Source organism: Desulfosporosinus meridiei DSM 13257 (assembly GCF_000231385.2).
Lineage (GTDB): Bacteria > Bacillota > Desulfitobacteriia > Desulfitobacteriales > Desulfitobacteriaceae > Desulfosporosinus > Desulfosporosinus meridiei.
In genome coordinates this window covers 3,825,581-3,837,711 of the sequence record NC_018515.1, presented here as the reverse complement: position 1 = coordinate 3,837,711, position 12,131 = coordinate 3,825,581, and the positions used below count along the sequence as shown (strand labels likewise).

Annotated in this window: 11 protein-coding genes and 1 riboswitch; of the genes, 8 read left to right on the top strand and 3 right to left on the bottom strand. The window is 40.8% G+C overall.

The genetic code is table 11. The annotated features are described in order from the left end of the window. Positions 1-5: 5 nt before the first annotated feature. The 3 genes from ispG (at position 6) to DESMER_RS17665 (ending at position 4,801) form a co-directional block, all read left to right on the top strand. Complete coding sequence (gene ispG, locus DESMER_RS17675; RefSeq protein WP_014904427.1) at positions 6-1,088, top strand: flavodoxin-dependent (E)-4-hydroxy-3-methylbut-2-enyl-diphosphate synthase; 1,083 nt, start codon at positions 6-8, stop codon at positions 1,086-1,088. A 67-nt stretch (positions 1,089-1,155) separates the two neighbouring features. Continuing rightward, positions 1,156-2,883, top strand: coding sequence for a proline--tRNA ligase (locus DESMER_RS17670; RefSeq protein WP_014904426.1), 1,728 nt, complete (start codon positions 1,156-1,158; stop codon positions 2,881-2,883). A gap of 287 nt (positions 2,884-3,170) precedes the next feature. Then, positions 3,171-3,263: riboswitch (glycine riboswitch) on the top strand. Between the two features lie 158 nt (positions 3,264-3,421). Then, a complete protein-coding gene (locus DESMER_RS17665; RefSeq protein ID WP_014904425.1) occupies positions 3,422-4,801 on the top strand; it encodes an alanine/glycine:cation symporter family protein in 1,380 nt (459 codons plus the stop codon). Positions 4,802-4,991: 190 nt separating this feature from the next. On the opposite strand, the gene DESMER_RS17660 is transcribed toward DESMER_RS17665, so the two are convergent. The 3 genes from DESMER_RS17660 to DESMER_RS17650 all read right to left on the bottom strand — a co-directional run bounded on the left by DESMER_RS17660 (position 4,992) and on the right by DESMER_RS17650 (position 7,336). Then, the gene (locus tag DESMER_RS17660) at positions 4,992-5,717 is read right to left on the bottom strand and encodes an amino acid ABC transporter ATP-binding protein (RefSeq protein ID WP_042334723.1); all 726 of its coding nucleotides are present in this window, start codon (positions 5,715-5,717) and stop codon (positions 4,992-4,994) included. A 32-nt stretch (positions 5,718-5,749) separates the two neighbouring features. Further along, complete coding sequence (locus DESMER_RS17655; protein ID WP_014904423.1) at positions 5,750-6,418, bottom strand: amino acid ABC transporter permease; 669 nt, start codon at positions 6,416-6,418, stop codon at positions 5,750-5,752. 129 nt (positions 6,419-6,547) lie between these two features. Then, entirely contained in the window at positions 6,548-7,336 is a 789-nt protein-coding gene (locus DESMER_RS17650) for an ABC transporter substrate-binding protein (RefSeq protein ID WP_014904422.1), read from the bottom strand. 354 nt (positions 7,337-7,690) lie between these two features. On the opposite strand from DESMER_RS17650, the gene kamA reads away from it, so the two are divergent. The 5 genes from kamA (at position 7,691) to DESMER_RS17625 (ending at position 12,112) form a co-directional block, all read left to right on the top strand. Continuing rightward, a complete protein-coding gene (gene kamA / locus DESMER_RS17645) occupies positions 7,691-8,968 on the top strand; it encodes a lysine 2,3-aminomutase (protein ID WP_014904421.1) in 1,278 nt (425 codons plus the stop codon). Beyond that, on the top strand, positions 8,961-9,788 hold the full coding sequence (gene ablB, locus DESMER_RS17640) for a putative beta-lysine N-acetyltransferase (RefSeq protein WP_014904420.1): 828 nt from the start codon (positions 8,961-8,963) through the stop codon (positions 9,786-9,788). The genes kamA and ablB overlap by 8 nt, the downstream gene beginning before the upstream one ends. 8 nt (positions 9,789-9,796) lie before the next feature. Further along, complete coding sequence (locus DESMER_RS17635; RefSeq protein ID WP_014904419.1) at positions 9,797-10,216, top strand: universal stress protein; 420 nt, start codon at positions 9,797-9,799, stop codon at positions 10,214-10,216. A 92-nt stretch (positions 10,217-10,308) separates the two neighbouring features. Then, positions 10,309-11,397: a GIY-YIG nuclease family protein gene (locus DESMER_RS17630; RefSeq protein ID WP_014904418.1), complete on the top strand. Its 1,089-nt coding sequence runs from the start codon at positions 10,309-10,311 to the stop codon at positions 11,395-11,397. Between the two features lie 256 nt (positions 11,398-11,653). After that, a complete protein-coding gene (locus DESMER_RS17625; protein WP_014904417.1) occupies positions 11,654-12,112 on the top strand; it encodes a ribosome maturation factor RimP in 459 nt (152 codons plus the stop codon). The last annotated feature ends 19 nt before the right edge of the window (positions 12,113-12,131 follow it).

Genomic DNA, 12,131 nt, shown 5'->3' with positions numbered 1-12,131 from the left:
AATTCATGATTCACAGAAAAAGCACCAAAGCTGTGCAGGTTGGATCTATAAAAGTAGGCGGAGGGGCTCCGATCGTTATACAATCTATGACTAATACGGATACCAGAGACACTGTCAGCACACTTGCCCAGATTCATTCTTTAGCGAAAGCTGGGTGTGAGATTGTGCGACTGGCAGTTCTAGATCAGGATGCGGGTGAGGCCTTAAAGATAATTGCAGTTGATAGCTCACTCCCTGTAATCGCTGACATACATTTCGATTACCGTTTGGCTATTCAAGCAGTTGAGCAAGGGGTTCATGGCCTAAGGTTGAATCCGGGGAATATTGGAGCCCGCTGGAAGGTGCAAGAGGTTGTTAGGGCAGTTAAGGAACGGCAAATCCCTATTCGGATCGGAGTTAACGCCGGCTCGTTAGAAAAGGAACTCCTGGAAAAGTACGGGGGGCCTACTGCCGAGGGAATGGTCGAAAGTGCTTTAGGACATATTCGTCTTCTGGAAGACGAGGGATATGATAAAATTAAGGTCTCTCTAAAAGCATCCTCTGTTCCTTTAATGCTTGAAGCCTATCGAAAGATCCACGAAGTTACCGAGTATCCTTTGCATTTAGGGGTTACAGAAGCCGGGACGGTAAGTTCCGGGGTAGTGAAATCGGCAATAGGAATTGGTACTCTTTTAGCCGAAGGCATAGGGGATACCATTCGGGTATCATTAACCGGTGATCCCGTACGAGAAATCCCCGTGGCTTTAGAAATCTTACATACCTTAGGCTTGCGGCAGCGTAGTGTAGAGTTAATCAGTTGCCCAACCTGTGGTCGAACTCAAGTTGATCTGGCCGGATTGGCAGAGCAAGTCGAGGAACGGCTAGCTCAACTTCCCCCCCTGGACAAGCCGTTAAAGGTAGCGGTTATGGGGTGCGCAGTCAACGGGCCTGGCGAGGCTCGTGAAGCCGATTACGGGATTGCCGGTGGAAAGGGTATGGGGCTTTTATTTCGCAAGGGGGAGATAGTTGCTCGCCTTCCAGAACATGAGTTACTGGCAGCCTTGCTTCACGAAATTGAAGAGTATGTTAAAGAACACCAGAAACGATAGCCTCAGTGAATTAGCTATCATACTTACTTACAAAAATAAATAGATGATATAGAAGGGAATGGACACAATGCTCGTCAGTCAATTATTAAATCCTACACTTCGGGAAGTACCTGCTGAAGCAGAAGTTATCAGCCATCAGTTAATGCTCCGGGCAGGCTTAATTCGCAAGTCGGCCTCCGGATTTTACACTTATTTGCCTTTAGGATTAAAAGTCTTAAAAAAGATTGAAGCTATTGTCAGAGAGGAAATGGATGCCAAAGGCGGACAGGAAGTCCTTATGCCAATTATGCAACCGGCTGAACTATGGAAAGAAAGTGGTCGTTGGGATGTTTATGGTGCAGAGTTATTTCGGCTAAAAGATCGTCATAATCGTGAGTTCTGTCTAGGTCCAACCCACGAAGAAATTATCACAGACCTAGTTCGGGGGGAAATTCGGTCTTATAAACAGCTCCCAATGCTTCTTTATCAAATACAAAATAAATATCGGGACGAGCGGCGTCCTCGCTTTGGATTAATGCGTGGCCGTGAATTTGTTATGAAAGACCTCTATTCCTTTGACCGTGACGAGGCTGGACTCCATGAAAGTTATAAAAAAATGTATGACGCTTATTGTAGAATTTTTTCCCGCTGTGGTTTAACTTTCCGTCCTGTTGAAGCAGATGCTGGTGCCATTGGAGGTACAGGGGGAACCCATGAATTTATGGTTCTTGCTGATTCCGGAGAGAATGCCGTCGTTCATTGTTCAGGGTGTGATTATGCAGCTAATATGGAGAAATCTGAGTGTCGCCCTCAGGTAATTGACGATGCATTTCCGGAAGGAAAGAGTAAGTTAGTGTCTACACCGGGAGTAAAGACCATTGAAGACCTCAGTGAGTTTTTGGCAGTACCGAAGAGTTCCACCATAAAGTCGTTGCTCTACCAAGGGGATGATAGAATCTTTTTGGTGTTAATACGTGGGGATCGCACGCTCAATGAAATAAAACTGAATAACGCTTTAGGTGGATTTGTGTCCCTTCAACTTGCCTCATCTGAGTTAGTTCAGCAGACTTTGGGGTGTGAACCTGGGTCTGTAGGGCCAGTCGGAGCACCTGATGGACTTTTGGTAGTTGCTGATCAAGAAGTTCCCCTGATGAAGAAAGGGGTCTGTGGAGCGAATAAACCGGATCATCACTATGTAGATGTTGTACCCGGCAAAGATATCCGTATAGACGAGGTTCTTGATTTAAGAATGGTGGAACAGGGTGAAGCCTGTCTTAAATGTGGAGCTCCACTTAAAGAGGCCAGAGGAATTGAAGTTGGTCAAGTATTCAAGCTTGGAACCAAATACAGCAAAGCACTTGGTGCGAACTTTTTAGATGAGAACGGAGTCGAAAAAAGCTGTGTGATGGGTTGTTACGGCGTTGGGGTAAGCAGAACAATTGCCGCAGCCATTGAACAAAACCACGACGAAAACGGAATTATTTGGCCAATGCCAATTGCTCCATACCATTGTATAATTATACCAACCAGTAATAAGGATTCCTTGGTTGTTGAAACTGCTGAGAAACTTTATCAAGAGTTAAAAGATTTAAGAGTCGAAGTCATTCTGGATGATCGAGATGAACGTGCCGGCGTGAAATTTAAGGATGCAGATTTAGTAGGTTATCCAATAAGGGTAACTTTAGGAAGTAAAACCTTGGCCAATGGTCAAGTTGAACTCAAAGAACGAAAATCTGGTGATACTCACCTCGTGCGGGTTGAGGATCTCTCACAACAGGTAAAAACAAGAATTGAAAAAGCTCTACAATATAACTAAAGCTTACGGGAGCATCCCGTGTGTGAAGCATAGAAGTTAGAAAAACTTTTAAATTAAGTTAATCTGCCCTATTTAAGATGCGTTATAGTCAGGGTAGATTGACTTGCTAAATCCTTATAAATTTTTTGGCAAATCATTGAATAATTTCTAAATTAAAATTATAATATAAGTTAGCTCACTAAAAACTTAACTAAATAATTACTGGATGATATTTACGGGAGATAGGCAAATTTGCCTGCCGAAGAGGTTGTACTTTCAGGAGCTTAAATTTAAGCAGGACCGCAAATTGACAGGACTCTGGAGAGATCCATTAATGGGCGCCGAAGGGGCAACGCAAAATGCTTTGCTAATCTCTCAGGCAAAAGGACAGAGTATTGAAGTTTAATGGTCAGACACATTTGTGATCTCTCCATAAACTTGTACTATTTACTACTTAAATCCAGAGTCAAATCGCAAGATTTGGCTCTTTTTATATATAGATGGAGCGCATTAGCAGCAATCCACAAAGGTATTATATTAACGGAGGAGGAAAAACGACATGGAATCATTTCACAACGCTATCATCTGGCTAAACGATTACCTCTGGGGTCCCCCAATGCTCATCTTACTTTTCGGTACGCACTTATTTCTAACCTTTCGTACTCGCTTCATCCAAAAACACATTATTAAAGCCATTAAGCTTTCCTTAACGAAAGATACGTCTTCTGAGGGAGATGTAAGCCAGTTCGGGGCACTCACCACAGCATTAGCAGCAACAATAGGTACGGGTAATATCGTAGGGGTTTCTACTGCCGTAGCTCTGGGAGGCCCAGGCGCTGTTCTATGGTGCTGGCTAACGGGAGTCTTTGGTATTGCTACTAAGTACTCTGAGGCTCTGTTATCGGTAAAGTATAGAGTTAAGACCTCAGATGGGACAATGCTTGGTGGACCTATGTATGCTTTGGAAAATGGTTTGGGTCAAAAGTGGCTGGCGGTCTTATTTTGTATTTTTACAGCCATCGCGGCTTTTGGAATTGGAAATACGGTCCAAGCTAATTCCATTGCCGCTATGGTTAATGAGAGCTTTAATATTTCGCCATATATCACTGGTGGTGTAATGGCTGCTCTCACCGGCTTTGTTATTATTGGGGGGGTTAAGTCCATTGCCCGAGTGTGTGAAATGCTCGTGCCATTCATGGCAATATTCTATGTAATTGGTTGTATTATTATTTTAGTTCTAAATTCTTCATTCGTAATACCAGCAATCAGCCTGATTTTTAAATCCGCCTTCACTCCTCAAGCAGCGGGCGGTGGCTTTATTGGAGCGTCGATTATGATGGCAGCACGCTACGGTATTGCCCGAGGGCTGTTCTCCAATGAGTCAGGATTAGGGTCTGCCCCCATTGTGGCAGCAGCGGCTCAAACTAGAAATCCAGTTCGCCAAGCTTTGGTCTCAGCAACCGGAACCTTCTGGGATACTGTTGTGGTCTGTGCAATGACTGGTATCGTTGTAGTGAGCAGCATTATGAGCAATCCTGCTGCTACAGAAGGATTAAAAGGTGCCGCGCTAACGAAAATTGCCTTTGCTCAAATACCCGTAGTTGGCCCCATTGTCTTAACAGTTGGACTTTTAACTTTCGTGTTTTCAACCATTCTCGGGTGGTCATATTATGGAGAAAGAGCGATTGAATACTTGTTCGGAAAAGCTGCAATTATGCCATACCGCGGGGTCTGGGTACTTGCTGTATTCCTGGGGTCCATAATGACTCTTCAACTGGTCTGGGATATGGCAGATGCTATGAACGCATTAATGGCTATACCAAACCTCGTTTCCCTGTTGCTCTTAAGTGGAGTTATCGTCTCAGAAACAAAAAAGTATCTGTGGGAGGATAATTTAGACGAGGTTTCAAAGGATCCCATTCCGGTTATAAAAAAATAGCATACTTTAGGAAACTTAAAATATTTTTCAAAAAACGACCTGAAAGGTCGTTTTTTGAATTGGTGCACTTAGAGCAATATATTTAGAAAAGCCCTCACACAAGGGGGAGTAGCTACAGATACTATTAAATCAGGTAGTCGACTAATGTTGCAACCACTTGATATGTTGTAGTATAAAACAGGTCGAGTAGTTAATGACTCAACCTACCAAGGAAAGTTTGAGTGCGTGTTTCTTGAGGGTTTCCGAAAATCTGAGTAGGTGAGCCTTCCTCTACGATCCGGCCTTCGTCAATGAAAATTACCCTGTCCGCGACTTCTTTGGCAAACCCCATTTCGTGGGTTACGACAACCATAGTCATTCCATCTTCGGCTAACTGCTTCATAACAGAAAGAACTTCCCCCACCAACTCAGGATCAAGGGCTGAGGTAGGCTCATCAAAAAGCATTATTTTTGGCTGCATTGCTAGTGCTCGCGCAATGGCAACTCTTTGACCCTGGCCACCAGACAATGTCCCAGGGTAACAGTTCTGTTTATCGAAAAGTCCGACCTTAGAAAGTAACTCCTGGGCATCTTTGATTGCTTTGCTCTTTGGTCGATTAAGTACATGAATAGGTGCTTCAATGATATTTTCCAAGACCGTTAGGTGGGGAAACAGATTGAACTGCTGGAACACCATTCCTACTTGACGCCGAATCTCCTTAAGACTTTTGGAGTTCCTCTCCAACGGGACGCTATCAATCAATATTTCACCCGAAGTTAAGGCCTCAAGCCCATTTAAACAGCGCAGAAAAGTACTTTTTCCCGAACCACTTGCTCCGATCAGTACAACAACCTCACCCGGAGACACTGTAGCATTAATGCCGTTAATAACCCTATGATTACCGAAGTCTTTGACTAAACAGTTTACATTGATCATTGACTTTTCATTTATTTTTGTTAATTCCATTATCAACACGCCCTTGTCCTATTTTCTTTAGATAATCTCCATTCTAGGCTGCGTAATACTGCTGAAATAACAGTTGTCATCAACAAATAGAGGAGAGCAGCGGTAGTGTAGAACTCCAAAGAACCAAAAGTAACACTGGCAAAACGTTGCGAAGTTTGAAGAAGTTCCGACATAGTGATTACGGAACATAGCGATGAATCTTTAAGAGAGATGATAAACTGATTGCCTAATGAGGGAATTGAAATTCGCAAGGCTTGTGGAAAGATAATTCTGCGCATAGTCAAAAATTTTCCCATTCCAAGTGATAAAGAAGCTTCAGTTTGTCCTTTAGGAATTGCTTCTATTCCACCCCGAAAGACCTCTGCTAGATAAGCTCCACTGTTAATTCCCAGTCCTAATACCGAAGAAGCAAAAGCACTTAAGGTAATTCCAAGTTGCGGCAAACCAAAATAAATGAGAAATAGCTGAACCAGCAAAGGGGTTCCTCGAACCAACCAAATGTAAAAGTGAGCAACATATCGCAGAGGAGTATGGGATATCTTTAAAAGTGCTGCAATTATGCCAATAAAGATACCGAAAGCAATTCCCAGTACTGCGAGTTCTATAGTTAAACCTGCTCCTTGCAATAAAAAGGGAAGATATTTAATGATGACACTAAAATCGAGATTCATAACCAATTACCTCCAGTATGCTCAATGCGCACCCCTTTGCCGAATATGCCTAGTCTCAGGCTTCTATTTATATGTGGTTATCACTTAAAATTGGTGCCAGTATATAAACCACTTTAAGATCTAAGTATTTTAACGGATATCCTGATTGAAATACTTTTCACTAATCTGTTTATAGGTTCCATCATCCATCATTTCTGTGAGGGCGTTATTTACGGCTTCAAGCAATTTTGGACTATCTTTACGAATCGCTATCCCCATTTTTTCAACATATAACAAATCTCCTACCAGTTTATACGGATAATTATTTTTCTTAATCGCATTTAGACCTACAATTTTGTCTGTAATCACGGCATCGAGTCTACCATTAAGCATATCGTTAAAGGCGTCTGGGTCTCCTTTGTAGGTATTTACAGTGGCACCCAATTCCCGTGCTTTCGTTTCAAATGTAGTACCAAGCACAACCCCAACCTTTTTGCCCTTGAGATCAGCGGCTCCACTGATGTTCGAGTCCGAGGGCACAATAACTTGAGCACCTGATCGGTAATAAGGTGTGCTAAAATTTACCTTCTCAAGTCGCTCGTCTGTAATGGCCATACTTCCCAAAATCATATCAAATTTGCTTGTTGTTAATCCGGCAATAATCCCATCCCATTCGGTTGCGATGGGATCTGAATTTACATTAATTCTTTTAGCAATCTCCTGTCCTATTTCCACATCAAAACCTGTAAGCTTATTTTGCTCATTAAAATAATTAAAAGGGGGATACTGGCCGCTCATAGCAAAGGTTATTTTTCCATCAGCCTTAATCCGATCTAAGGTTGCTGTAGGGGTTGGTTCAGAATTACTTTTTGATGTACCACAGCCAGTGATCACCAGCAATGCTAGTGTTAAAAGGACAAGCCCTCTATACTTTTTCATTCTTTCTACCTCCTATATACCTATTTGATAAGGATCATGTATTCCCGCTTTCTATAAGAGCAATAGAACCACCTCCGATTAAGACTGAGCAAATTTTAGGTTGATATTCTAACAACTTGTAAATAAATATTAAGTTGTTAGTGGTTATAGTATACCATACTATGACCAATAATTGTATATTTTAAAGCACCTATAATTCTACAAAACTTTTAGTTGACAATTATTTACCAACAACTTATTCTTATATAGAAAGTTGTCAGTTGTTTGTATTTTTGGCGCTCAATTTCTTTGTGTAAACCGAAGCCTGCGCTATCCTGTATTAACTTTCAGGTAACCAGACGAGGAGGTAGAAGAATGAATAAGCAACGGGAAACGATATGGCCTAATATTAATGACAGCCAATGGAATGATTGGAATTGGCAAATGTCTAATCGAATTACGAGTCATAAAGAATTACTTAAATCTATGTCTCTTCCGGCAGAGGAGGCTGATCAAATTGGGAAGTGTCTGGAAAATTTTCGTATGGCAATTACTCCATACTACTTTTCACTTATGAATCCACAGAACCCAACCTGCCCTATCAGAAAACAAGCAATTCCGTCAATTCTTGAATTAAATAAGTCCTCCTGTGATTTAGAAGACCCGTTACATGAAGAAGCCGATTCTCCTGTACCGGGATTGACACACCGTTATCCTGACAGAGTATTACTCTTGGTAACAGATCAATGCTCAATGTACTGCAGACATTGCACCAGAAGAAGAATGGCAGGGCAAACGGATAAGGCTTTACCATTAAATCGCTTCAAGCTTGCCCTTGAATATATCCGTTCCAACACACAAATTCGAGATGTTTTAATATCAGGAGGAGATCCCTTTACATTGTCGGATGAGCGTTTAGACTATATACTTTCTAATCTTCGTTCTATTCCCCATGTTGAAATTATCAGGATTGGAACGAGAACTCCGGTAGTACTTCCTATGCGCATTACAGATCATCTCATCGAAGTTTTGCAGAGATACCAACCGATTTGGATCAACACACACTTTAATCACCCTCAAGAGCTTACTCTTGAAGCACGAAATGCTCTCAACAAACTAGCTAATTCTGGTATACCCCTTGGAAACCAATCGGTTTTACTTAAGGGGATCAACGATTGTCCAGTAGTTATGAAAAAGCTGGTTCATGAACTGGTCAAATACCGAGTTAGACCTTATTATTTGTATCAGTGCGATTTATCTTGTGGTATCGAACATTTCCGTACCTCTGTCAGTACCGGCATAGAAATCATAGAAATGCTTAGGGGACATACCTCTGGTTTCGCAGTCCCAACATTTGTTGTTGATGCACCGGGAGGTGGAGGAAAAATTCCCCTACAGCCCAACTACTTGATTTCTCAATCCAATGACAAAGTGATTTTACGCAATTATGAAGGGGTCATTAGTGTATACCAGGAACCTGATGACAAAGAAAGCCGTTGCAAGACGTGTGCTGACTCCTGTATCAGTAAGAAAAATCACAAGATTGGCTTGGTTAAGCTTCTAAAGGGCGAAAGGATTAGCCTTACGCCTCAAGAGAATAGCAGAGAGCAGAGAAGAAAAAAGGTTTCCGGTGGAGGTGGCACAAATGCTTAATATGATGAGCTTGGTAAGTTCCTCAAGTCATATTATCGTGGATGAAAGGAATAAACGGCTGGTTGTTAACGGCTATTTACGAGGAATAAAACCAGCTTTCTTCAGCAGAGAACTGATTGAATTAGCGGTCGATAAGAAGCTGGAAAAAATATGGCTTTGGGCCTTACCAGCTGATGTACCGGAATTTCTAGGATTCGGCTTTCGTACGGAAGGAAGTCTTTTCAGAGATAACTTTGAGGAGTTTGCTATTAGCTTGGCCTATTATGTAAATCCTGCTAGGGCGGTTTCCGACAAATTACAGACCGAAAACGATATTGTTGATAGTGTTCGGACTGAACCTATTCGACGTCTGTCAAGTTTATCCGAAGGAATAAGGTTGAAACTCTTAAATCAATCCTTTGGAGAACAAATATCTGAACTATTAACCCGGGTTTTTGAAAGTTATCCCTCTCCTGTGGAAGACCCTCAATATATTAGAGCCTTAATAAAAGATGGTAATATTTTTGCTGGGGCGTTTATTGAAAAGAAGCTAATAAGTGTTGCCGCTGCATATCCGGACAAAGAATTCAATCGTTGCGAGATGACGGATTGCGCAACGTTAGAAGAGTATAGAGGAAATTCCCTAACAGAACGTTTATTGGGCATTTTAGAAAATGAGGTACTAAAGCATCAAACGTTAAACCTATTTACTCTTGCACGAGCACAGTCTTATGGGATGAACAGAGTATTTCACAAACTAGGATACAGATTTCAAGGTCGTTTAATAAACAACTGCGATATTGCTGGTTCTTTTGAAGATATGAATCTTTGGATTAAATAGGGCAGATTATGTACTATAGAATTGTAGTTCCAGTGGATTCCGCTGGACATTCCAAAAATGCCTTAATCCATGCAATAAAGTTAGCCCAACAAACTGGCTCTAGGCCCATTGTTGTTTATATAAACCCCATCATTCCTCTTTACTTGAATTTTGGGTTAGGGCCTCTAAGAAAGTATGTACCTTTAGAAAATAGTAATGCCCTAGATATCCTAAAGGATATAATAGCGGGTATGGGTATTCCGCCTGACGCTGTTGATAAAAGAGCTGCAACGGGTGATCCGACCACTTTAATCATTAAAATGGCGGCAGAGGAAAGAGCAGATCTTATTGTAATAGATAATAAACTATTTTGTCTGTTAGCTGGATTTAGAAGTATAAGCTATTCAGTCATTAAATATGCGACTTGTCCAGTTCTTGTAGTAAAATAACCATAGCAAGAAAGGTTATGATCATTACTAATGCTCCAAAGTCATGTGATATACTACAAGTACATTGGAAATAAGCTTTGGAGAGAATTATTTTGAAAGAAAAACTCAAGCAACTTCCTCAAAGCCCAGGGGTCTATATGATGTACGATTCATTGGGAAATATTATTTATGTCGGTAAGGCTAAAAATTTGAAAAGCAGGGTGTCTCAGTATTTCTATGACCAAAAGGATAGGGATCCGAAGGTCGCTGATATGATAAAACACATTCATTCATTTCATTATCAAATTACTGATACGGAATTAGATGCCTTCATTGAAGAGTGTCGTTTAATTAAAGAACTCAAACCCCTATATAACAGTCAGATGAAGAATACCAAAAAGTATATTTACTTAAGAATTGCCGATGAACAATACCCTCAGGTGACAATAACTAACGAAATCCTGGATAATGGCGGATCATACTATGGTCCATTTACCAGTTCTCACGGGGTGGAGAATGTAATAGCGTATTTAAATGACTTTTATCCCTTGAGAAAATGTCTTACCCCGAAATTAGTCAAGAGAAATAACGGTTGCCTCTTTATGCAATTAGGTTCGTGCCTAGGTGTTTGCACAGGGCAGGTAAAAACTGAAGAATACTGGATGCACATTGAAAGAATTCAGCAGCTTTTAAGCGGAAAGGATCAAACAACCATTCAGGATCTAGCGAACAAGATCGACACTGCTATAGAGAATCTTAAATTTGAAAAAGCGTCCGAATATAGAGAGTATTACAAAGGGCTTAGCCATGTTATTAATAAGCAGCGCCTGGTTAACCAGTCAAGTAAGAATAGAAATATCTTAGCAATAGAGTTTATGGACAGATCACAGGTCAAATTATTTATGATTAAAGGGTACCTGCTTCTTAGCGGAAAAGTTATTAGTACCCAAATAGATAAAGCAGAAATGATGCAATCCTTTGTGCAAATAATCAGAAAGGGGTACCTTACAACAGAACTCCAAGAAGATTGCAAACTGACTGATAGAGATATTCATGAGGCTCAAATAATTTTCTCTTATCTTAAAAAGAATAGGAAACGAATTCTTACATTTTCTATTCCAGTTTCCAAATTGAAAAGTGAAAAAGCTTTGGATACCACCGTCCAGAAGATAATTGACCAGATCACTCAAAGAATAAATTAAGCTGCCGTTTCAAGGACATCTTATAGTATTTTTTTGCAAAAAAAGGGTAATTTAAATGATTCGAATTTAGCAGCAGGTTGCACAGTCATGACTAATATGCTATATTAATATAAGGAAATTTGTAGTCTTGATGGTAAGGAGTGGGTTCAAACCCGCTCCTTCGTTTGTCCAATTCGTAACGTTGGTATAACTTAAGGACATCTTCGTAAGACTATAGGAAAATGTCCATACGTTGCGTTTAAAGGAGAGAATTCATATGAGTGAGGCAATAGAAAAACAAATTGGGTCTATGGTTGAACCTTTAATAAAAGAAAAGGGCCTGGAATTGGTCGATGTAGAATACTTAAAAGAAGGTGCGCATTGGTATCTGCGTCTTTATATAGATAAAGAAGGCGGTGTGGACATGGACGATTGTTCAGCTATCAGTCACGTTGTGAGTGAAATGCTTGATCAGAAGAATCCTATCCCTCAAGCCTATATGCTGGAAGTGTCTTCTCCTGGACTGGAACGTCCTCTTAAAAAGGAAGAGGACTTTGTTCGTTTTCGGGGAAGTATGGTTATGGTTCATACAACATCACCCTTTAAGGGGTTTAAAAAGTTTTCTGGAAATCTTATTGGACTAATCAATGATGAGATCGTTTTAGAATACAATGATGAGCATATTGCCATTCCATACAATTTAGTTAAGAAAGCCCATTTGGCACTGGATTTTTGATTTCTAAGCACAACAGAAT